At 73.7% G+C, this 20942-nt stretch carries 27 protein-coding genes; 10 read left to right on the forward strand and 17 right to left on the reverse strand.

All coding sequences use genetic code 11. From position 1 onward, the window contains the following. Nucleotides 1-30 precede the first annotated feature (30 nt). Nucleotides 31-423 (forward strand): DUF7144 family membrane protein, encoded by a 393-nt coding sequence (locus tag ACO06A_RS06030; protein WP_421735132.1) that lies wholly within the window; start codon nt 31-33, stop codon nt 421-423. Here ACO06A_RS06030 and ACO06A_RS06035 read toward each other — a convergent pair whose 3' ends face one another. Further along, nucleotides 424-1176: a PIG-L deacetylase family protein gene (locus tag ACO06A_RS06035; protein WP_421735133.1), complete on the reverse strand. Its 753-nt coding sequence runs from the start codon at nt 1174-1176 to the stop codon at nt 424-426. A gap of 10 nt (nt 1177-1186) precedes the next feature. Next, the gene (locus ACO06A_RS06040) at nt 1187-1705 is read right to left on the reverse strand and encodes an O-acetyl-ADP-ribose deacetylase (RefSeq protein ID WP_421735134.1); all 519 of its coding nucleotides are present in this window, start codon (nt 1703-1705) and stop codon (nt 1187-1189) included. 941 nt (nt 1706-2646) lie between these two features. On the opposite strand from ACO06A_RS06040, the gene ACO06A_RS06045 reads away from it, so the two are divergent. Further along, on the forward strand, nt 2647-3285 hold the full coding sequence (locus ACO06A_RS06045) for a hypothetical protein (RefSeq protein ID WP_421735135.1): 639 nt from the start codon (nt 2647-2649) through the stop codon (nt 3283-3285). A 2-nt stretch (nt 3286-3287) separates the two neighbouring features. Here ACO06A_RS06045 and dtd read toward each other — a convergent pair whose 3' ends face one another. From dtd to ACO06A_RS06085, 8 genes are read right to left on the reverse strand one after another with little or no spacing between them, the layout of a single operon-like run. Next, nucleotides 3288-3725 (reverse strand): D-aminoacyl-tRNA deacylase, encoded by a 438-nt coding sequence (gene dtd / locus ACO06A_RS06050; RefSeq protein ID WP_421735136.1) that lies wholly within the window; start codon nt 3723-3725, stop codon nt 3288-3290. Continuing rightward, complete coding sequence (locus ACO06A_RS06055) at nt 3722-4669, reverse strand: asparaginase (RefSeq protein WP_421736023.1); 948 nt, start codon at nt 4667-4669, stop codon at nt 3722-3724. Before ACO06A_RS06055 ends, dtd begins: the two co-directional genes overlap by 4 nt. Before the next feature lie 11 nt (nt 4670-4680). Further along, nucleotides 4681-5019, reverse strand: a complete 339-nt coding sequence (locus tag ACO06A_RS06060) for a DUF2516 family protein (RefSeq protein ID WP_421735137.1) — start codon at nt 5017-5019, stop codon at nt 4681-4683. A gap of 19 nt (nt 5020-5038) precedes the next feature. Further along, nucleotides 5039-5458: a type II toxin-antitoxin system VapC family toxin gene (locus ACO06A_RS06065; protein ID WP_421735138.1), complete on the reverse strand. Its 420-nt coding sequence runs from the start codon at nt 5456-5458 to the stop codon at nt 5039-5041. Nucleotide 5459: 1 nt separating this feature from the next. Beyond that, complete coding sequence (locus ACO06A_RS06070; RefSeq protein WP_421735139.1) at nt 5460-5723, reverse strand: type II toxin-antitoxin system Phd/YefM family antitoxin; 264 nt, start codon at nt 5721-5723, stop codon at nt 5460-5462. A 33-nt stretch (nt 5724-5756) separates the two neighbouring features. Continuing rightward, nucleotides 5757-6857 (reverse strand): FUSC family protein, encoded by a 1101-nt coding sequence (locus ACO06A_RS06075; protein ID WP_421735140.1) that lies wholly within the window; start codon nt 6855-6857, stop codon nt 5757-5759. Between the two features lie 7 nt (nt 6858-6864). Continuing rightward, entirely contained in the window at nt 6865-8052 is a 1188-nt protein-coding gene (locus ACO06A_RS06080; RefSeq protein ID WP_421735141.1) for a YgfZ/GcvT domain-containing protein, read from the reverse strand. Continuing rightward, the gene (locus ACO06A_RS06085; protein ID WP_421735142.1) at nt 8052-8633 is read right to left on the reverse strand and encodes an FABP family protein; all 582 of its coding nucleotides are present in this window, start codon (nt 8631-8633) and stop codon (nt 8052-8054) included. The genes ACO06A_RS06080 and ACO06A_RS06085 overlap by 1 nt, the downstream gene beginning before the upstream one ends. Before the next feature lie 177 nt (nt 8634-8810). Here ACO06A_RS06085 and ACO06A_RS06090 point away from each other — a divergent pair, with 177 nt between their 5' ends. Further along, nucleotides 8811-9182 (forward strand): DsrE family protein, encoded by a 372-nt coding sequence (locus ACO06A_RS06090; RefSeq protein ID WP_421735143.1) that lies wholly within the window; start codon nt 8811-8813, stop codon nt 9180-9182. Here ACO06A_RS06090 and ACO06A_RS06095 read toward each other — a convergent pair. The 3 genes from ACO06A_RS06095 to ACO06A_RS06105 all read right to left on the reverse strand — a co-directional run bounded on the left by ACO06A_RS06095 (nt 9179) and on the right by ACO06A_RS06105 (nt 10931). Further along, a complete protein-coding gene (locus ACO06A_RS06095) occupies nt 9179-9646 on the reverse strand; it encodes a DUF4395 domain-containing protein (protein ID WP_421735144.1) in 468 nt (155 codons plus the stop codon). The genes ACO06A_RS06090 and ACO06A_RS06095 overlap by 4 nt on opposite strands. Before the next feature lie 83 nt (nt 9647-9729). After that, a complete protein-coding gene (locus ACO06A_RS06100) occupies nt 9730-10194 on the reverse strand; it encodes a thioredoxin family protein (protein WP_421735145.1) in 465 nt (154 codons plus the stop codon). 2 nt (nt 10195-10196) lie between these two features. Further along, nucleotides 10197-10931: a hypothetical protein gene (locus ACO06A_RS06105; RefSeq protein WP_421735146.1), complete on the reverse strand. Its 735-nt coding sequence runs from the start codon at nt 10929-10931 to the stop codon at nt 10197-10199. Between the two features lie 231 nt (nt 10932-11162). Here ACO06A_RS06105 and ACO06A_RS06110 point away from each other — a divergent pair, with 231 nt between their 5' ends. The 3 genes from ACO06A_RS06110 to ACO06A_RS06120 all read left to right on the forward strand — a co-directional run bounded on the left by ACO06A_RS06110 (nt 11163) and on the right by ACO06A_RS06120 (nt 14196). Next, nucleotides 11163-11891 (forward strand): winged helix-turn-helix transcriptional regulator, encoded by a 729-nt coding sequence (locus tag ACO06A_RS06110; protein WP_421735147.1) that lies wholly within the window; start codon nt 11163-11165, stop codon nt 11889-11891. A gap of 69 nt (nt 11892-11960) precedes the next feature. Continuing rightward, nucleotides 11961-13241: a Na+/H+ antiporter NhaA gene (gene nhaA / locus ACO06A_RS06115; protein WP_421735148.1), complete on the forward strand. Its 1281-nt coding sequence runs from the start codon at nt 11961-11963 to the stop codon at nt 13239-13241. Between the two features lie 10 nt (nt 13242-13251). Next, the gene (locus ACO06A_RS06120) at nt 13252-14196 is read left to right on the forward strand and encodes an alpha/beta fold hydrolase (protein ID WP_421735149.1); all 945 of its coding nucleotides are present in this window, start codon (nt 13252-13254) and stop codon (nt 14194-14196) included. Here ACO06A_RS06120 and nth read toward each other — a convergent pair. Continuing rightward, complete coding sequence (gene nth, locus ACO06A_RS06125) at nt 14186-14884, reverse strand: endonuclease III (RefSeq protein WP_421735150.1); 699 nt, start codon at nt 14882-14884, stop codon at nt 14186-14188. The genes ACO06A_RS06120 and nth overlap by 11 nt on opposite strands. 198 nt (nt 14885-15082) lie before the next feature. Here nth and ACO06A_RS06130 point away from each other — a divergent pair, with 198 nt between their 5' ends. Continuing rightward, nucleotides 15083-15499: a hypothetical protein gene (locus tag ACO06A_RS06130; protein WP_421735151.1), complete on the forward strand. Its 417-nt coding sequence runs from the start codon at nt 15083-15085 to the stop codon at nt 15497-15499. A 125-nt stretch (nt 15500-15624) separates the two neighbouring features. Next, a complete protein-coding gene (locus tag ACO06A_RS06135) occupies nt 15625-16302 on the forward strand; it encodes a Crp/Fnr family transcriptional regulator (protein ID WP_421735152.1) in 678 nt (225 codons plus the stop codon). Between the two features lie 5 nt (nt 16303-16307). Here the strand turns inward: ACO06A_RS06135 and ACO06A_RS06140 are convergent, their stop codons facing one another. The 3 genes from ACO06A_RS06140 to ACO06A_RS06150 are packed head-to-tail and all read right to left on the reverse strand — an operon-like array spanning nt 16308 to nt 17294. Next, complete coding sequence (locus ACO06A_RS06140) at nt 16308-16802, reverse strand: RidA family protein (protein WP_421735153.1); 495 nt, start codon at nt 16800-16802, stop codon at nt 16308-16310. After that, nucleotides 16802-16960 carry a DUF4177 domain-containing protein gene (locus tag ACO06A_RS06145; protein ID WP_146925896.1) on the reverse strand — a complete coding sequence of 53 codons (159 nt, stop codon included), beginning with the start codon at nt 16958-16960 and terminating at the stop codon, nt 16802-16804. The genes ACO06A_RS06140 and ACO06A_RS06145 overlap by 1 nt, the downstream gene beginning before the upstream one ends. 40 nt (nt 16961-17000) lie before the next feature. Next, nucleotides 17001-17294, reverse strand: a complete 294-nt coding sequence (locus tag ACO06A_RS06150) for a WhiB family transcriptional regulator (RefSeq protein WP_421735154.1) — start codon at nt 17292-17294, stop codon at nt 17001-17003. A gap of 232 nt (nt 17295-17526) precedes the next feature. Here ACO06A_RS06150 and ACO06A_RS06155 point away from each other — a divergent pair, with 232 nt between their 5' ends. After that, nucleotides 17527-19968, forward strand: coding sequence for a transglycosylase domain-containing protein (locus tag ACO06A_RS06155; protein ID WP_421735155.1), 2442 nt, complete (start codon nt 17527-17529; stop codon nt 19966-19968). Continuing rightward, nucleotides 19968-20918, forward strand: a complete 951-nt coding sequence (locus ACO06A_RS06160; RefSeq protein ID WP_421735156.1) for a metallophosphoesterase — start codon at nt 19968-19970, stop codon at nt 20916-20918. The genes ACO06A_RS06155 and ACO06A_RS06160 overlap by 1 nt, the downstream gene beginning before the upstream one ends. Nucleotides 20919-20942 lie beyond the last annotated feature (24 nt).

The raw sequence follows: 20942 nt of genomic DNA on the forward strand, positions 1-20942 counted from the left end.
CCCACCCACGCACGTCGAGGAAGGACTGACATGACTGAGAACCGGAACTCGTTCGCGGTAGGACTGACCGTCTTCGCCGCGGTGCTCATGCTGCTCGTCGGGGTCTTCCAGGCCGTCGAGGGCCTGGTCGCGCTGCTCGGCGACACGCTGTACCTGGTCGGCCCGGAGTGGACGTTCTCGTTCGACGTCACGACGTGGGGCTGGATCCACCTGATCACCGGGACCGTCATCGCCGCCGCCGGGTACTTCGTGCTCACCGGCTCGGTCTGGGCCCGCAGCGTGGGGGTGTTCCTGGCCGGCCTGGGCGCCCTGCTGAACTTCCTGTGGCTGCCGTACTACCCGGTGTGGAGCGTCATCATCATCACGCTGAACGTGCTCGTGATCTGGGCGCTGACGGCCCACGGCCGCGACATCACCCGCTAGCTACTCGTCAAGCATCGGAGGCGGCGCCTGCAGGTCGTAGGCGCGGAACAGCACGGCGTGCTCGACCCCCATCGCGCGTCCCTGCATGCCCGCGATCATCGGGAGCATGTGCCGGGGCGCGGGATGGCCGGGCAGCCCGGCGAGGTACTCGGCGTGCGCCTCCAGCGACGCGATCCCGGCCGCCAGCGCGTCCCCGGTGACGTCCACGCCGTGCGTCGGACGGGGGTCGCCGCCCACCAGCAGCCAGCGCACCTGCCAGGGCTCCAGGCCGTCGTCGTCCAGCAGCTCGGTGAACACCCACCGGTTGCCGGCGTCGCGCACCGCGTCGAGCGTGGCCAGGCCGGCGACCCGGTGATCGGCCATGTTGAGCCCGGCCACGAACTCGACCTCCCACGACCCGGTGAGCACCACGTCGGGCCGGTACTCCCGGATGCGCCGCGCGATGTCCCGCCGCAGGGGCAGCCCGTACTGGAGCACGCCGTCGGGGTGCTCCAGGAACCGCACGTCCGTCACGCCCACCGCGGCGGACCCGGTGACCTGCTCGCGGGTGCGGATCTCGCGGGTGCGGTCGGGCGGGGACGCGTCCATGCCGGCCTCCCCGTGGGTGAGCACCAGGTAGGCGACCTCGACCCCGCGTGCCGTCCAGACGGCCACCGCGGAGGACGTGCCGTACTCGACGTCGTCGGGGTGGGCCACGACGCACAGCACGCGACGGAACTCGGCATCCGGCAGCGCCGGCAGCAGCTCGGGCATGCTCACGACGCTAGCGGGCGTCGAGCACCGCCCGGAAGGCCTCCAGCGCCTGCGGGGAGAAGAGCACGAACCGCACGAGCGCGACGCCGTGGGCCTCCCCGTGGCCGCGGACCGCCCGGACGGCGACCTCCGCGACCTCCTCGACCGCCCAGCCGTAGACCCCGGCGCTCACCGCGGGGAACGCGACGGTGCTCGCACCGAGCTCGCGCACCACGTCCAGCGACCGCGAGAAGCACGACGCGAGCAGGACGGGATCGGTCTGCCCGGCGTGCCGGTTGGGCCCGACCGTGTGCACCACCCACCGCGCGGGGAGCCGGAACCCGGGGGTCGCGACGGCGTCGCCCACGGGCAACCCGTCGGGCAGCGTGGTCCGCCGCAGCTCCCGGCAGGCCGCCAGCAGCTCCGGGCCGGCGGCGGCGTGGATCGCACCGTCGACACCCCCGCCGCCGAGCAGGGACGAGTTCGCCGCGTTGACGACGACGTCGACGTCCTGCGTCGTGATGTCGCCCCGGACCGCCTCGATCAGCACCCCGCCATCATGACCCGCGGACATGGGTAAGGCCCCTCGGACGCTTACTCCGAGGGGCCTTCACCGGTGATCAGGCTACAAGGGGGCCGCGCGCGGACGGGTGAACGACACGCGACTCGTCCACAAATTCTGTCCACAGCCCTGTGTTAACCGGATGTTTCCGCAGGTGAACCTGTGGACAAGGCTGTGGGTAAGTCGGTGGACAAAATAGGGTCGCGGAAGCCCTTGTGGCCCCTTCCCGAACAGGACTAGAAATCTCACATCGAGATCGACAGATCGAGAACCGCAGGTGAAGGATCCCTCCAGGGGAGACTGAAACCGCAGGTCAGGTGGACTCTTCGGGGTTCACGTGGACCGGGTGGACGGATGCTCAGGAGAGAGACGAACCTCGACGCTCGGGGCCTCTCGGGGCCTCACGCAGGCGGCGCAGAACGCCCTTCGGGGAGGTGGCGCCGGCGATGACAGGCTGTGGATGTCGGGCCGACCGGAGAACGGACGACCACATCGTCGTGGCAACACGACGACCCGCGGATGACGACGCGGGGGTCGTCAAGGCGCCGGTTGGTTGCTCGCAGTCGTCCCGCTCACGGCGGGCCGCTGGTGTCGGAGCCCCTCGGGGTGACCACACCGGTGGCGAACCGGGCGTCGGGACGTAGCCGCACCGTCAGCGCGGCGTCGGTTCCCGGTCCGCCGGGGACGGAAGACCTGCGAACACGGTAGGGCCCCTCGGACGCTTACTCCGAGGGGCCCTCTCCGTGTGGCACGACCGACCGTTCGTGGTGCCGGCCGCCCTCGAACCTCCCTCGTTCGAGTGGAGTGCGGTCACAGACCCTGCGCACCGATCCGGATCCTGGTTCGGTGTGGGCCGCCGGACCGCACGCGGGACCCGGTGGCGAGTCGCAATCACGACGGCCGCGGTGCTGCGGCCAGGAGGGCATGCCGTGACGACCACCTCTGCCGACCTGTTCCCGCCGGACCGGCGCACCAACCCCCGCTGGGTCGCCCGCGGCATCGGGCTCCTCGTCCTGTGGGCTGTCTGGACCTTCGCGATCGCCGCCGTGCTGCTGCTCACCGGGACCGCGGGCAAGCCGTCCGACGGGGTGGTGGCCGTCGTCGCGATGCTCACCGCGCTCGCCCCGACGTGGCTCGTCGTCCGGGCGGCGCGCCGACGCTGGGCGCTCCTGGCCGGCTCGGCCGTGGTCCTGCTCGCCCTCGGGCTGGCGCTCGGCACGCTCGGCGGGCCGAGCCTGGCCCGCATGACGAGCGTCGGGGCGTCCCTCCCGGTGGCGACGGGTGCGCAGCTGATGACCACGTCGAGCGTCGAGAACGGCCTGTGCATGCAGGAGTGCTCGCGCGTGGTCCACCTGTACGCCGTGCCGGACCCGGGTGCGGCCCAGGCGGAGGTGGGCGTGGGCCTCGTGGCGGACGGGTGGCGGGCGGAGAACGCCGGGGGGTTCTGCCGTGACGGCTTCGGGGTGGCGTTCGTCGACGGCGCCGACAGCGCGGTGGTCGACCCGCCCGCGGCGCCGACGGGGCTCGAGCTGCTGAGCGTCGTGATCACCGACTGCGGGCACATCTAGCGTCAGGCGTCCGGCACCGACTCCAGCACGATCGTCACCGGGCCGTCGTTGACCAGCTCGACCGCCATGTCCGCGCCGAACACCCCGGTGGCCACCTCGAGCCCGCGGGCGCGCAGCGCGTCGACCACCGCCTCGACCAGCGGCTGCGCCACCGGCCCCGGTGCGGCCGCGTTCCACGTGGGGCGACGGCCCTTGCGGGTGTCGGCGTAGAGCGTGAACTGGCTGACGACGAGCACCGGGGCGCCGACGTCGACCGCGCACTGCTCGTCGCGCAGGATGCGCAGCTCGGCGATCTTGCGCGCGATCAGCTCCACCTGCGCCGGACCGTCGCCGGGCGTCACGCCGACCAGCGCCACCAACCCTGGCCGGTCGATCACGCCGACGACGATCCCGTCGACCGTGACCGACGCGCGCGTGACGCGCTGGACGACCGCCCTCATGCGCCGAAGGCCGCGACGACCTCGCCCACCGGGGCGCCGTGGCCCAGCACGGGCGTGAGCCCGACGGGCTCGACCAGCGCGGGGTCGACGCCGGCCACCACCAGGGCTGCCGCGAGGACAGCCGGCCGCGGCCGCGAGGAGCCGTCGACGATCTTCACCGCGACCGCCCCGCCGTCCGGCAGGCCCGCCGCGTACACCCCGTCGGCCCCGTCCTTGGCGACGAGACCGGGGACGGCCTCCATGAACCGCGTGGCGTCCCTGCCGGTCCCGGCGACGTGCCAGGGGTGCCCGGACATCGCCCTGCCGACGCGCCCCTCGAGCCCGTCGCCCGACGCCAGCCGCCCGAACGACCGGGCCAGCCCGCGCAACGTGGTGGAGAACAGGGGGGCGCCGCAGCCGTCGACCGTCACCCGCTCGACGGGCACCCCGGTCAGCTCCCCGATCACGTCCCGGGTGGCCCGCTGGAGCGGGTGCTCGGGGTCGAGGTAGTCCTCCGTGGACCAGCCGGCCGCGACGCACGTGGCCAGCATCCCGGCGTGCTTGCCCGAGCAGTTCTGCGTGAGCGGCTCGGTGCCGTGCCCGTCCGCGCGCCACTGCCAGGCGGAGTCGGCGTCGAGCGGCCAGTCGGGGGTGTTCCGCAGGTCGTCGGGCCCCAGGTCGGCGCCGGCGAGCAGCTCCCGCACGACGTCCAGGTGCCCCCGCTCGGCGTTGTGGCTGGCGCACACGAGCGCGAGCGCGGCGCCGTCGACGTCCAGGCCGGAACGGAGCATCGCGACCGCCTGGAGCGGCTTGAGCGACGACCGTGCCCAGAGGGTCGCGTCGGCGTCGCCGAGCACCAGCCGCTCGGACCCGTCGGGCGCGAGCACCAGCACGTGCCCGGCGTGCACGGACTCGACGAGTCCCCCACGCAGCACCCGCGCCAGCGGGACCGCGTCCGTGCCGATGTCGGGCACGCTCACCAACCGCCGGACGGACCGCTCGGGCCTCGGGGTCCACGACGGCGCGAGTACGGCTGCACGGCGGGCTTGACGTCCACGAGGTAGACGATGGCGCCCACCGCGGCGAGCAGGGCCAGGAACGACGGCAGGTGCGGCACGCCGGGGATCGGGATGACGCTGAAGGACACGGCCGTGGCGACACCGACGATCGCCCCCCAGAGCCCCTTGGTCCGCTTGCCCGCCTGCGGGAACGCGCTCGCGGGCCGCCCGAGCAGGTCGATGAGCGCCCACAGGCTCAGCCCGAAGATGGCGATGTAGAAGACGACGAAGATGACGACCTGCGCGCTGGCGATCACGGGGTGAGCCTACGAGACGTCACGGCACGACGAGCAGCCCCTCGGCCCGCGCCGCCGCGGCGAGGTGCTCGTCCCAGGCTGCGACCACCAGGTCCGGCGACCGCAGCTCCAGCGCGGAGGCGAGGTGCAGGGCGTCAGCGGCCCGCAACGGGTGCCGGCCGACCAGCGCGGCGGCCGACGCGGTCACGACGTCCCGCAGCTCCAGCACGTGCAGCGCGGGCCACAACCGCTCCCACGCGGCCAGCGCCTGCGCGGCGGCCTCGGGCTCCAGCCGTCCGGCGCGCCGCCCGCCCGCGAGCACCGCCCGCACCTCGGCATCGGCCAGCCGGGACGTGACCACGAGGTCGGCGCCGTCCCACAGTGCCGCGACGAGCGCGGACCCGGGCTCCGCGACGCAGAGCTTCACCAGCGCGCTGGTGTCCAGGTAGACGATCGCCATCTCAGCGGCGCAGCCGGCGGACCAGGTCCGAGACCCCGCCCTTGGCGGCGGACCGGTCACCGGCGCGGGCGGCGGGCCGCGGCGTGGACGCCGGTGTGGTCAGCAGGCCGTCGCGCTCGAGGCGGGTCAGCAGGTCCGCCGACTCGATGCCGCTGAGCCGGGCCACGGGGATCCCGCGCTCGGTGATCACCACGTCCTCCCCGGCGCGCGCGGCCTCGATCCACTGCCTGAGCTCTGCGCGCAGCGCGCTGACCGGGACGTCCACGCAGCGACCGTACCGAACCGGGACGTCGGCCGGTCACATCTCCGGGAGGGAGTCTCGGGCGGCCTGCGGATCGACACCGGCCGTCTCCAGCAGGTCGACCACCAACGAGCGGTGCAGCAGGACGAGGCTCTGCACCTGCCAGTCGCTGGCGGCCAGCCGGAACGGGTCGAGCGAACGGGAGACCGCGAGCAGCTGCGCCCGCGCCCGCTCCGGGTCCCGGCCGGTCCCGAGCGCCGCGGCGAGCTCGTCGGTGGCGCGTGCGGTGTCCTCCACCTGCGCGGCGATCATCGTCAGGTCGTGGCTCTGCGCGTCGACCGTCGACCGGGACCGGCGGGCCAGGACGCGCGCATTGCGCATGGCGCGGTCGATGAGCACGGCGTTGCCACCGAGGCCGGCAAGCTCCGCGCGGTACTTGCGGATGGTCGGGGACACCCGGGCCAGCTCGCCCGCGCTGGTCGCGGTCTCGGACCACTCGTCGAGGGCCGGCTGCGACGCCCGCCCGCGCACCAGCGCGTCCTGGACGTCGGCCGTCGACCCGGTCCGCAGCCCGCTGGCCAGGAGGCGGAGCACGGCGGCCAGGTCCTCCACCGCGGCGCGGGCGAGCACGCGCAGGTGCCGCCGTGGGTCGCGCGGGGTGAGCAGCGCGACCGCGAGCGCGACCGCACCCCCGATGGCCGCGTCGATCCACCGGCCGAGCGGTCCACCCGTCGCGCCGATCGCCGGCAGGCCGACGATGACCAGCGCCTGCACGCCCGCCTGCGTGGTGAGCATCCCGCCACGGTCGAGGAACCGGGCCAGGATCGCCGCGACGAAGAGCACCACCGCGACCTGCCAGGGTCCGTTGCCGATGAGGTGCACCAGCAGGTCACCGAGCCCGACGCCGATGGCCACGCCGACCGCCAGCTCCGCCACCCGGCGCACCGACCGGTCCGTGGTGAACCCGAGCGCGATCCAGGCGCTGACCGGTGCGAAGAACGGGTACGGGTGGCCCACCGCGTACTTGGCGATCGCGAACGAGATCGCCGCGGCCAGCGACGCCTGGAGGATCGGGAACCAGGCCGCGCGGACGCGGGACGACCCCTGTCGGACCCGCGCCCGGACGACCACACGGGCGCGCGAGTCGGTGCCCGTCACCAGGCGCTCACAGCATCGGGTGCTGCCCCAGGCCGCGGGTCAGGGGTCCGCGGGCGGCCGGCCGGTCCACGGACACCCCGTCGCCGGGCACGATCTGCTCCTGCCCTGCGGCGACCGCGCCGGCCTCGCTGTCGACCACCAGCTCGGCGTCCGACGGCACCGACCGCTTGACCACGGCCAGCGCGACCGGACCGAGCTCGTGGTGCCGCGCGACGGTGGTCACCTGCCCGACCACCCGTCCTGGCTCCTGCGAGCTGTCGGTCTTCACGACGTCGTGCACCGCCGCGCCGAGCTCCGGCAGCAGGTGCCCCGACCCGTCGAGGTGCAGCATCACCAGGCGGCGCGGCGGCCGGCCGAGGTTGTGCACCCGCGCGACCGTCTCCTGCCCGCGGTAGCAGCCCTTGGTCAGGTGCACGGCGGTGCGCAGCCAGTCCAGCTCGTGCGGGATGGTCCGGTGGTCGACCTCGTGGGACGCGCGGGGGCGCCACGCCTCGACGCGCGCGGCCTCGCTGGCCCACGTGCCGACGAGCGGCCAGCCGGCGGCCTCCCGGGCGCGCACCTCCTCGACCAGCCGGTCGCGCGGCACCAGCACCAGCCGCCAGTCGCGGTCGGCGCCGGGGTGCTCCTCGTCGGCCGGTCCGTACCGCGTGCCACCGGCGCCGGTGGTCGGCCACGGGTCGCGCCAGGTGATCGGCTCGTCGGCGGTGCCCTCGGCGTCTACGGGCTCGCCGATGGCCGCCCAGTCGTCGGTGACGTCCGCGATCTCGACCCGGAGCATGAACTTCATCCGGTTCAGCCAGGCGGCCAGCGCGATCGGCGTCTCGGTGAGCAGCCAGGTGGTCTCGCCGTCGTCGACGACCCCGGCCGCGTGCTCGACGTGCCCCTGCGGGCTGAGCACCAGCAGCTCCGTCGACGTGCGCGGGGCCAGCGTCGTCAGCTCCTGCGACGTGATCGAGTTCAGCCAGGTCAGCCGGTCCGGGCCGGAGACGGTGACGACGCCCAGGTACGACTGGTCGACCACGGCGCCGCCGCGGGACAGGGCGCGCTGCTCGGCCGTCGGGTCGCCGTAGTGCCACGCCACGCCGTCGTCGGGACCGCCGGCGCGGACCGCACCCCGCCGGGCCAGCAGGGGGCTGCTGTGCCGCGGGGGCTCGCCGTGCGAGGCCGGTGTCTCTACGGGTGCGTCGGTGGTCATCAGGCCTCGTCGTCGGTGAGGGCCTCGACGCGCGCGAGGCGGCCGGAGGCGTAGGACTGCATGGGATGCCCGAACGCGGCGAGGTCGTGCGCCCACATGAGCTCGCCGTTCACCAGGCCGTAGAGGCGCTTGCCGGCGCTGACCTCGGCACCGCTGGCCGCCCGGACGATCGCGTCGCTGACCAGGTCGATCCGGCCCTTGCCGACCGCGCCGATGTACAGGGCGACGTGGCCCGACGGGTCCGCCACGAGCAGCTCGACGGGGTGCTGGTCCGCGGTGAGGCCCCAGTCGGTGGGCCGCTCGGGCGGGATCCGCCAGTAGCCGGACTCCGTCTGCCACACCGGCGCGGGGGGCTCGTCCTCGAGCGCGGCCGTGGAGGACGGCGCGACGACGAGCCGGATGGTCGACGTGTACGACAGGTACGGCCCGCCGTCGCTGGCGATGACGATCTCCTGGGTGAACGTCGCCTCGTCGATGCCGGGGTAGTCGACGACCCCCTCACCGCGCCAGGTGCCGAGCAGCCAGGCCAGCGGGTAGACCTCAGGAGCGAGGCCCTCGGGGTCGGGCAGCACGAACGGCACAGCGGTCCTCCCGGTCGATCACGGCGACGTCAGCGCTGGCCCTTGTAGAGCCGGTAGACGACGAAGCAGGCGAACCAGCCGATCACCAGCGTGGCGGCGACCAGCAGGCCGATGAAGACTCCCTCGAGCGCAGTCATGTCGACGATCCTAACGAGAGCGCACCCCTAACCTGTTCCGATGAGTGCTACGCCACGCCCCCTGGTGATCAAGACCACGTCCGGCACCGAGCGCCCCGAGGCCACCAACCAGGCCTTCACGGTGGCCGCCGCAGCGGTCGCGGCCGGCGCCGAGGTCAGCCTCTGGCTCACGGGCGAGTCGGCGTGGTTCGCCCTGCCGGGCCGCGCGGGCGACCTGGTGCTCGAGCACGCCACCCCGCTGGCGGAGCTGCTGGAGCTGGTGCTCGAGGGCGGCCGCGTGACGGTGTGCACGCAGTGCGCCGCGCGCCGGGGCATCGGCCCGCAGGACGTGGTGCCCGGCATCCGGATCGCGGGCGCGGTGGTGTTCGTCGAGGAGTCGCTGGCCGAGCGCGCGCAGGCGCTCGTCTACTAGGCGGTGCGGCCCGCGCGCAGCCGCAGCCCCAGCAGGTACAGCTCGCAGCCGAGGCACAGGCCGAAGACCGCGTTGAGGAAGGCGGCGACCAGCGCGAGCGCGGCTGCGACCGGGACGGCGACGCTCACCCCGGCCAGCCCGAGCACCAGGCCCACGCCCGTGATGACGAGGCCGACCAGCTGCGCGAACGTGGGCGGGCGGGGGTCCTCCAGCTCGGCGGGCGCCGCGAGGCGCGGGCGGACGACCTTCCTGAACACCCAGCCCTGCCAGGTGCGGCCGATGCCCCCGAAGGCACCGAGCGCGAAGCTGGCGACGATCACCGCGAGGACGGCGTAGGCCGCGGGCGTGGTGCCCAGCAGCAGCACGGCGACGAGCAGGACGAGCGTGAGGGCCGCGCCGAAGCGCGGGCCGCGGGGGTCGATGCCGGCGGGGGCGGACGTGCGGGTGGTGACGGGCGTGGACATGGCAGCTCCTGGGGACCGTGCGAGGGGTGGGGTCCATCGGCCGGGGACACGACACCCGGCGGCTCACCCCGCAGGGCGCAGCGTCAGGCGGCCGGGACCCCGCCCGGACACGACGCCTCGAGCGCGGCGAGCGCGTGGCGACGGTCCGTGGCACCGGACATGCGGCCGACCACGACGCCGTGGGCGTCGAGCAGGAGCGTGGTCGGGGTGCGCATGATGCCGAAGCGTCGCACGAGATCGAGGTGCTCGACCACGTCCATCTCGACGTGTGAGAGGCCCTCGTGCTCGGACACCACCTGCGCGAGCACCGCGTGGGTGCGCCGGCAGGGCGCGCAGACCTCGCTGGAGAACTGCACGAACGTCGCGCGCGCACCGAGCGGTGCACCCAGCTGGTCGGCGGTGAGGCGCGAGTCGTCGACCTCGTCCGCGGGCGCAGAGGCGAGCAGCGCCGGGTCGACCGCGGTGTACCGGCCGTTGCGCGCACGCCACCAGAGCCCGAGCACGGTCGCCAGAGCCAGCACGGCGACGACAAGAAGGATGCGGGCCACGGTCAGCCCACCAGGACCCGGCCGACGACATACACGAGGATGCCGGTCACGGTCACCGGCAGGGTCACCGCGGCGAGCGACGGCAGCCGACGCTGGAGCGAGGGCAGCTGGTCGAAGAGCGCGTGCAGCGTGGCCACGAGGACGCCGACCGCGAGGCCGAGCAGGGCACCGGCGAGCGGGTCGATCCCGGGGAGCAGCAGCGCGCCCAGGGTCCCGGCAGCCGCCGCCGCCCCGGCGGTGACCAGTGCGCCGACCCACGGGGCCAGGTGCAGCGCCACGACGGCCGAGCCCACCGCCAGCGCCAGAGCACCGACGACCACGATCGGCTCGCCCCCGGGCGTCCGGCCGATCGCCACCCACCCGGACACCGCGACCGCGACCAGCGTCCCGGCGACCGTCCCGGACACCGACTCCACCAACCGGGTGCGGCCGTCGCGGCGCAGGAGCTCGTTGATGAACGCCAGCAGGATCGCGGCCGCGAACACCACGGGCAGGTCCCGGAGATAGGGCTGCGTGGTGGTGAGGTGGACCACGGCGACCGCTCCGACCCCACCGAGCGCGACCACCGCGGCGGAGCCCGGGGCGAACGGGAGGCCCGCGAGCGCCGGCCAGCCGAGCGCAAACACGAGGGCGAGCACCGCGGCGGTGACGCTCAGCGGGAGACCGCCGAGGTAGCCGGCCACCGCGACGGCGGCGGCGAGCACGGCGGTGACGACCGCCCGGGTGGCGAGCTGCATGAGGTCCCCTACCGTCCCGCGGTGGTCACGGTCGGCGCCGGAGAGAGCGCGCGCAGGCGACCGGTCGACAGGGAGGGGAGGAGCACGCCGCCGATTGTCGCATCTCGCCACCGTTTCACCGGCGTTACAGGTCATCCGTGTGGGCGATGCACGCCAGCCCTCGACACCCGCGCGCAACCTGCCCGTAGCGCGCGGTACCGTGTCCCCCACTCGCACGCGGGGAGGTTCCAGGTGGCAGATCTGCTGCTGCTCACTCCAGCGTCCGGAGGCTCCGCCCAGGTGCTCCCGGCCCTCGGTCTGCTGTCCCACCGTGTCCGTGTGCTCCCCGTCGAACCGTCGGCTCTCGTGGACGCACCGGATGCGGACATCGTCGTGCTCGACGCGCGCCGGGACCTGGTCACCGCCCGCACCACCTGCCGGCTGCTGCGCGCCACCGGGCTGACCGTCCCGCTCATCCTCGTGCTCACCGAGGGCGGCCTCACGGTGGTCACCGCCGAGTGGGGCGCGGACGACATCATCCTGGAGACGGCCAACCCGGCCGAGGTGGAGACGCGGTTCCGGCTCGTCATGGAGCGCGCCGCGACCACCCGGTACGACGACTCGCCACAGGAGATCTCCTCCGGGGAGCTCACCATCGACGCCGGCGGCTACACCGCTCGCCTGCGCGGCCGTCCGCTCGACCTCACCTACAAGGAGTTCGAGCTCCTCAAGTACCTGGTGCAGCACCCGGGCCGCGTGTTCACCCGCGCCCAGCTGCTCCAGGAGGTGTGGGGCTACGACTACTACGGGGGCACCCGGACGGTGGACGTGCACGTCCGACGCCTGCGCGCCAAGCTCGGGCCCGAGCACGAGCAGCTCATCGGCACGGTCCGCAACGTCGGCTACCGGTTCGACCCGCCGAAGGACCGCCGCGGCGGCGTCGACGGGCGCTCCGAGCTGCCGGAGCCCGCGGAGGCGTAGCCCGCTAGCCTGACTCCTGGTGTGCCGGGAAGCCTGGTCGGCAGTCCCGTCCGCCTGCCCGGAGGTCCCGTGCCCACACCAGCCCGCCGTCTGTTCGCCGCCCTCTCCCCCGGGTCCGAGCGCAACCTGCTCGACACCCTGCGCGAGGAACGCGTCGGTGGCGCCCTGCTGCTGGCCGGCACGGTCGTGGCGCTGCTCTGGGCCAACCTCGCGCCGTCGTCGTACACGGCGGTCTCCGACACCGTCGTGGGCCCCGCAGCGCTGCACCTCGACCTGACCCTGGCCACCTGGGCCACCGACGGCCTGCTCGCCATCTTCTTCTTCGTGATCGGGCTCGAGCTCAAGCGCGAGATCGTCGCCGGCGAGCTGCGCAACCCGCGCACCGCGGTGGTGCCGGTCGTCGCGGCGGTCGGCGGCATGCTGGTGCCCGCGACCGTCTACCTCGCCGTCAACCTGACCGCTGCCGACGGGGTCGCACGTGGCTGGGCGGTCCCGACCGCGACGGACATCGCGTTCGCGGTCTCGGTGCTCGCGATCGTCGGCCGCAGCCTGCCGAACGCCCTGCGCGCGTTCCTGCTCACGCTCGCCGTGGTGGACGACCTCCTCGCGATCCTGGTGATCGGGGTCGTCTACACCGAGTCGGTCTCGGCCCGCTGGCTCGCCGTCGGGGTCGGCGTCGTGGTCGTCTTCGCGCTCGCCATCCGGCGGGGGTGGGTCAGCGGGTGGCTGCTGGTGCCGCTCGGCGTCGTCGCCTGGGCCGCCGTGCACGCGTCGGGGGTGCACGCGACGATCGCCGGCGTGGCGCTGGGGCTCGTGGTGCCGGGCACCCCGGAGGCCACCCGCCGGGCCCTGCGCCTGGCGGAGCTGCCGGAGGACTCCCTGGCCGAACGGTGGGAGCACGTGTGGCGACCGCTGTCGGCGGGCATCGCCGTCCCGGTGTTCGCCCTGTTCGCCGCGGGGGTCACCCTCTCCGCCGACGCGCTGCAGACGACGTTCGCGGACCCGGTGGCCCAGGGCGTGGCCCTCGGGCTGGTGCTGGGCAAGCCGATCGGCATCCTCGGCGCCACCTATCTCGTCGCCCGCTTCACGCGTGCCGCGCTGGCGCCCGGGCTGGGCTGGGCGGACGTCGCCGCGATCGGCCTGCTCGGCGGGATCGGGTTCACCGTGTCCCTGCTGGTGGGCGAGCTCGCGTTCGGTCCCGGCAGCCCGCACGACGAGCACGTGGTCGTCGCGGTGCTCGCCGGGTCGCTCGTCGCCGCCCTGCTCGGCGGCGTCGCGCTGGCGCAGCGCGACCGGCATCACGCCCATGCCGCGACGACGGCCTCCCGCCCCGACCACGGGAACCGGTAGGTTCGCACCGATGAGCACCGTCGACTCCGCCTCGCTCCTCATCGACGGCCCCTGGGAGCACCGGTTCGTGGCCGCGAACGGCGCACGGTTCCACGTGGCCGTCGCCGGCCCCGACGACCGCGACGCGCCGCTCGTCGTGCTCCTGCACGGCATCCCGCAGTTCTGGTGGGCATGGCGGCACCAGCTCCCCGCGCTCGCGGACGCGGGCTACCGCGTGGCGGCGATGGACCTGCGCGGCACCGGCGGCTCGGACAAGCCGCCGCAGGGCTACGACGTGCCGACGCTCGCGGCCGACGTGGCCGGCGTCATCCAGTCGTTGGGCGCCGCGGACGCGGTGGTGGTCGGCAGCGGCTCCGGCGGCGAGATCGCCTGGGCCATGGCGGGCCTGCACGCCGACCGCGTCCGCGCCGTGGGCGCACTGGCCGCACCCCACCCGCTGGACACCCGTGGTCACCCCCGCGCCGCGGTCCGGCCGTCGGCCCTGCGGCGGCTCGCGTTCGTCCAGCTCCCGTCGCTGCCCGAGCGCGCCCTCATGGAGGGGGACCTCGTGGCCCGCCTCCTGCACGAGTGGGGTGGCGCTCCGGGATGGCTGGACGCCCGCGCCGAGGCCACCTACCGGTCCGCCGCCCGGGTGCCGTTCGCGGCGCACAGCCAGATGGAGCAGCTGCGCTGGCTCGTCCGCTCGATGCCCCGTCCCGACGGCCGCCGGTACCACGCGGACCTCGAGGAGAGCACGCGGCCCCTGCCGGTGCTCCAGCTGCACGGCGGCCGGGACGGGCTCCGTCCGCCGGCCGGCGCGGCCCTGTCCAAGGAGACTGCCGCGCTCGTCGCGTCCCGCTACCAGTACGAGCTTCTGCCGCAGGTGGGGCACTACCCCGCCGAGGAGGCCCCCGAGCGCGTGACCGACCTGCTGCTGGCCTGGCTGCGCGAGGCCGTGCCGGTCGTCACGGCTTGACCATCGCCGCCGCCTTCACCGGGTCGATCTCCCCGATGCCGGCCGATGGGCACAGGGCCGCGACCGGGCACGCCCCGCACGCCGGCCTGCGCGCGAAGCACGTACGCCTGCCGTGGAAGATCAGCCGGTGCGAGGCCATGGTCCAGTCCTTGCGCGGCAGGAGCGCCCCCAGGTCCTGCTCGACCACCAGCGGGTCCTTGCTCGTGGTGTAGCCGAGGCGCTGCGACAGGCGCATGACGTGCGTGTCCGTGGTGATCCCGGGGATGCCGAACGCGTTGCCGAGCACCACGTTGGCCGTCTTGCGTCCGACACCGGGCAGCGTGACGAGGTCCTTCAACCGCGGTGGGACCTCCCCGCCGAACCGCTCGACCAGGTCCCGGGACAGGCCCATGACCGACTTCGCCTTGGCGCGGAAGAACCCCGTGGGCCGCAGGATCTCCTCCAGCTCCTCCGGGTTCGCGGCAGCCAGCGCCGCGGCGTCGGGATACCGGGCGAACAGGATCGGCGTGGTGAGGTTCACGCGGACGTCGGTGGTCTGCGCCGAGAGCACCGTGGCGACGAGCAGCTCGAACGGGGACGTGAAGTCCAGCTCGCAGTGCGCATCCGGGTAGCGCACGGTCAGGGCACGGTCGACACGGCGTGCGCGGCGGGTACGGGCAAGGGGCGACTCGAGGTCTGCTCCGATCACCTCGGCAGCGTACGACCCGCATCCGACACCCGTTCGTGGCGGCTGAACCCCTGGCGCATCGGGGCGCTCTGTGCCGCGCTGCTCCCTTGGAGTGATTCCGTGGCGCACACAGGTACCGGCGCTCAAGGTGGCCGCGTATCGGGCCGAAACGAGACAACGAGCCCGCCCGTGCTGCCCGTCAGAGGAGGACCTGTCCGCATGACGCCCCCCGTCGAGCAACGGGTCAGTGATCTCCGCCTCGACCGGCGTGCACTACGGGCCGAGCGCGCCAGGGTGGCCTGGTGGCGCCGGCTGGTGCGGGCCCGCCTCGACCTGGCCGTCGCCCAGGCGGCCCGCCCGCAGACCCTCGGCGAGGACGTCGCGTTCCAGCTCCCGCTCGAGGTCGGGCTCGACGTCCCGCGTCCCGCCGCGCTGGCCGCGGTGCTCGCCGGCACGGACCCCGCGGCCGACGTCGGCCGGCTGCACGAGCTGCGCGCCCTGGACGAGCAGCTCTCGGCCTACGCCGCGGGCGTCGAGGCCGCCCTCACCCGAGCCACCGACCGCCTGATCGTCCGGCTCGCCGTGGACCCCAGCGTGGTCGTCGCGGGTCTGCGGGAGCCTCTGGGCCGCGGATGACGCCCACCATGGGGCAGACTGAGAGCCGCGCAGGCCGCTGACCAGCAGTCGGTGCGTCTGGACCCAGATGTGAACGATGCCGCCACCGGGACGATCCGGGAGTCGGCCAGAGAGGTGAGGTCCCCGTGGAGGACGACATCGTGCTGTCGGCGCCGCTGTTCGCCGGGCTCGACCAGGAGTCGTCGGAGGCGCTCGTCGCGACGATGAAGCCGATCGACATCGCCCGCGGCGACGCCCTGTTCCACGAGGGGGAGCCGGGCGACCGGCTCTACGTCGTGCGCGAGGGCAAGATCAAGCTCGGTCGGCGCTCGAACGACGGACGGGAGAACCTGCTGGCCGTCCTCGGCCCGGGTGAGATGTTCGGCGAGCTCAGCCTGTTCGATCCCGGCCCCCGCACCGCGACCGCGACCGTCGTCGCCGACGCCGTGGTGCTCGAGCTCGGGCACGGAGACCTGATCCGCTGGCTCCAGGACAAGCCCACCGTCGCGCCGCACCTGCTCCAGGCGCTCGCGCGCCGGCTGCGGCGGACCAACGAGGCGCTGGCCGACCTGGTGTTCTCGGACGTCCCCGGCCGCGTCGCCAAGGCGCTGCTCGACCTGTCCACCCGCTTCGGCGAGAAGGTGGACGAGGGCATCCGCGTGGCGCACGACCTGACCCAGGAGGAGCTCGCGCAGCTCGTCGGCGCCTCGCGGGAGACCGTGAACAAGGCGCTGGCCGACTTCGCCGCCCGCGGCTGGGTGCGCCGCGAGGGCCGGGCGGTCGTCCTGCTCGACGTGGAGCGCCTGGAGCGACGCGCCCGCTGAGCGGGTCAGGCCAGCTCGACGACGATCTCCACCTCGACGGGCGAGTCCATCGGCAGCACGGCCACGCCCACGGCCGAGCGCGCGTGCACGCCGGCCTCGCCGAGCACCGCGTGCAGCAGCAGGCTCGCGCCGTTGACCACGGCCGGCTGCCCGGTGAACGCGGGGTCGCTGGCCACGAAGCCGACCACCTTGACCACGTGCACGATGCGGTCGAGGGCGTCCGCGCCCTGCGGCCCACCGTCGGCGGCGACCACCGCGGCGACGGCCGCCAGCGCGTTGAGCGCGGACGTCTGCGCGTAGCCGGCGGCCTCCTCCGGGCTGATCAGCCCGGCGCCGATGCCGACCTTGCCCGTGGCGGGCAGTGCACCCGCCACGAACGGCAGCTGCCCGCTGGTGTAGACGTACGACCCCGACCGCAGGGCCGGCACGTACGCCGCGAGCGGCAACGCCACCGCAGGGAGCTCGAGCCCGAGCTCGGCCAGGCGCGCAGCGGCGCCCATCAGGACTCCTTGGGCCGCTTGAGGTAGGCCACGAGGCCGGCGTCGGGCCCCTGGATCACCTGGACGAGCTCCCAGCCGTCAGCGCCCCACTGGTCCAGGATCGCCTTGGTGGCGTGAATGATGAGCGGAATCGTCGCGTACTCCCACTGCGTAGCCATGCGGCTCACCCTAAGGGCCGCCGGCGGTGTCGGAGCGCTCTCACACCCCTTCGACGGCGTCCGAACCCACCAGCTCGGTCCGCCACGACCGCACCTCGGGACGGCGGCGGAGCAGGGCCCGACGCTCGCGTTCCGTCATGCCGCCCCAGACCCCGAAGTCCATGCGGTTGTCGAGCGCGTCGGCCAGGCAGGCCAGCCGCACGGGGCAGCTGGTGCACACCGCGCGCGCCTCACGCTGGGCAGCGCCCTCGACGAAGAGCGCGTCGGGCGCGAGCTTGCCCTTCCCGCACGCTGCGAGCGCAGTCCAGTGCGTGTCCTGCACGAGTGTGGTCACGCATCCTCCCGAGCACGCCGACGGGGCGTGCCGTGGCAACCGCACCCGAGTCCTGCCGGGAAACTAGCGCTCCGAGCACCACTCTGGCGAGACTCCGTTCGGGTTGTTCTGTCAGATGGACGCTTGACCGGGTCGGAACGGGTGCAGTCACGCATGTGCAGGTCCCGTGCAGGTCGGGGCGTCGGAGCCGATCCGTGGCGGCCCTGCCAGGGGCGCCTACTACCCTGACGGCATGCCGAACCCTGCGCGCCAGCGCGGCCGACAGGTCAACGTCTTCCAGGCGCTGGCCCTCCTGCTCACCTTCGCGCTGGTCGCGGGCGTGGGCGGGGTGCTCGCCGCCGGTCTCGTCCTGCCCGGAGTCGCGGTCGCCAACGGCGTGACGGACCTGACCGTCACCGCGTTCGACGACCTTCCGACGGAGCTCGACGAGGGCACGCTGCCGGAGAAGTCGGTCATCAAGGCCGGGGACGGCACGCTGCTGGCCACGTTCTACACGCAGAACCGGGTCGTGGTGCCGCTGACCGAGATCTCGCCGATGCTCCAGCACGCGGTGATCGCCACGGAGGACAAGCGGTTCTACCAGCACGCGGGCGTCGACCCCACCGGCATGCTCCGTGCCTTCGTGCAGAACCAGGCGAGCGACGGCGGTCAGCAGGGCGCATCGACGCTCACCCAGCAGTACATCAAGAACGTCCTGATCGACGCCGCCCTGGCCAAGGACACCAAGGCCGAGCAGCTCGAGGCCATCCAGGAGGCGCGGGAGGCGGACGGGACCGAGGGCTACGCGCGCAAGCTGCGCGAGGCCAAGCTGGCCATCGCGCTCGAGAAGCGACTGACCAAGGACCAGATCCTCGAGAAGTACCTCAACATCGCGCCGTTCGGTGCCTCGGTCTACGGCGCCGAGTCGGCCGCGCAGTACTACTTCACCAAGTCCGCGAAGGACCTGAACTACCTCGAGGCCGCCACGATCGCAGGCGTCACGCAGAGCCCGACCAAGTGGGACCCGGTGCTGAACCCCGAGGCCTCGCAGGAGCGGCGCAACCGCGTGCTCAAGCTCATGTACGAGCAGAAGTTCATCACGGAGGCCGAGTACGAGGCCGGACGCGCCACCCCGCTGGCCGACACCCTGCACAAGTCGGAGCTGAAGCAGGGCTGCATGGCCGCGGGCGACCTGGTGGCCGGCGCCGGCTACTTCTGCGACTACGTCACCAAGGTGATCGGCAACGACCCGGCGTTCGGTCCGACCAAGAATGACCGCATCAAGCTCCTCTACCGCGGTGGCCTGACGATCACGACGACCCTCATCCCGGGTGAGCAGGCGATCGCCGACACCGAGGTCAAGGCCGGCGTCCCGGTCGACGACCCCTCGGGCGTGGCCAGCTCCATCGTGGTCGTCGAGCCCGGCACCGGGAAGATCACCGCGATGGCGCAGAACCGCAACTACACCGCGGTCGCCGAGCACGGGGACCGGGAGACGCCGGTCAACTTCAACACCGACAACGCCTACGGCGGCGCGTCCGGCTTCGCGCCCGGCTCGACGTTCAAGCCGTTCACGCTGCTCGAGTGGCTCAAGCAGGGGCACAGCCTGAACGAGACCGTCGACGGCAGCGTCCGGCCGCTGAACGAGAACATGTTCACAGCGTGCGGCGCCAAGGGGAAGAACAAGAAGTGGACCCCCGGCAACGCCGAGGGCAACGGCCGGACCATGACCGTGATGGACGCCACCAAGAACTCGGTCAACCTGGCCTACCTCACCATGGCCATGCAGCTCGACCTGTGCAGCATCATGGACGGCGCCGCGCAGATCGGGATCCACAAGGCCGGCGGGAACGCCGGGGAGGGCAACGCCGACGCGTTCCCGGCCAACGTCATCGGGAGCAACTCCATCGCCCCGCTGTCCATGGCCGCCGCGTTCGCCGCGTTCGCCGCCAACGGCACCTACTGCAAGCCCATCGCGATCACCAGCGTGGTCAATGCCGACGGTGTCGAGCTCCCGGTCCCGAGCGCCGACTGCAAGCCCGTGATCGACCCGAAGTACACGAACGCCCTGACCTTCGCGCTGCGCAACGTCTGGCAGGGCACGGCGGACAAGGTCACGCCGCCGCCGTTCCCGACCGCCGGCAAGACGGGCACCACCAGCGAGAACGAGTACACCTGGTTCGTCGGGTACTCCCCGCTGCGCGCCGCCGCCGTGTGGGTCGGCTTCTCCGACGGGATGCGTCCCGTGCAGGACATGACCGTCAACGGCAAGTTCGTCCCGAACGCCTACGGCGCGACGATCGCCGGTCCCACGTGGAGCCGGTTCATGACGCAGACGCTCGCCGGCGCGCCCAACCCCGACTTCCCGGCACCCGGGGACAAGGAGGTGTTCGGCGAGAAGGTGGCCGTGCCGTCCGTCGTCGGCCTCAGCGAGGCGGACGCGCGCAACCGGCTCTCCGCAGCCGGGTTCCGGGCGTCGGTCGCTCCCGCGCAGGTGCCCTCCGCGCTCCCGGCCGGGTCGGTCGCGTCGCAGAGCCCGTCCGGCACCGCGGTGCGCGGCTCGTACGTGCAGCTGACCCTCTCCAACGGCCAGCCGCCGGCGGCGCCGGTCGACCCGAGCCAGCCGGGCGGTCCCGGCGGCGGTGGCGGTGGCGGTGGCAACAACGGCGGCGGCCGAGGTCCAGGCAACCCGTAGTGGGCGCCTCGACGACCGTGCTCGCCCGCACCGCCGGCGCCCTCGCGCTGGCCGGTGCGGGCGCGCTCGCCTACGCCTCGCTCGTCGAGGTCCGCTGGTACACGCTGCGTGAGGTCACCGTCCCGGTGCTCCCCGCCGGCCAGGACCCGCTGCGCATCCTGCACATCTCCGACCTCCACCTGACCCCGGGCCAGCGCAGGAAGATCGACTGGGTGCGGGACCTCGCCTCCCTGGACCCGCACCTGGTGATCGACACGGGCGACAACTGGGCACACCTGGACGCGATGCCCTCGCTGCTCGAGGCCCTGGAGCCGCACCTCGCGGTGCCCGGCGCGTTCGTGCTCGGCTCCAACGACTACGTCGCGCCCATGCCCAAGAACCCGGCGCGGTACCTGCTGCCCGACGCCCGGTTCACGAAGCCCGTGCGACCGGCCGAGCTGCCGTGGCGCGAGCTCACCGCCCGGTTCCGGTCGGCGGGCTGGATCGACCTCACCAACCGCCGGGACGTGCTCAAGGTCGACGGCCGCGTGCTGTCGCTCGTCGGCACGGACGACGCGCACCTCGACCGCGACGAGTTCCCGGCTGCGCATGGCGACGACGATGCCCGCACGGGCCCGACCCCGGTGGACCTGCACCTGGGCGTCACGCACGCGCCCTACCGCCGCGTGCTCGACCAGATGCACGCGGACGACGCGGACCTGACGATCGCCGGGCACACGCACGGCGGCCAGCTGGCCGTGCCGTTCTGGGGCGCCCTGGTGACCAACTGCGACCTGGACACCCGCCGCGCCAAGGGCCTGCATGGCTGGCCGGGTCCGCGTCCGGACCAGCCCGGCGGCTCGGGCTCCACGTGGATGCACGTGTCCGCGGGGCTGGGCACGTCCCCGTACGCACCCGTGAGGTTCGCGTGCCGGCCGGAAGCGACGCTGCTCACTCTGGTAGCGGCCTGATCCAGTTTCGTTCCACCCCCGGTC

The sequence above is a fragment of the Cellulomonas sp. genome, assembly GCF_965229465.1.
In the GTDB taxonomy this organism is placed as follows: Bacteria; Actinomycetota; Actinomycetes; order Actinomycetales; family Cellulomonadaceae; genus Cellulomonas.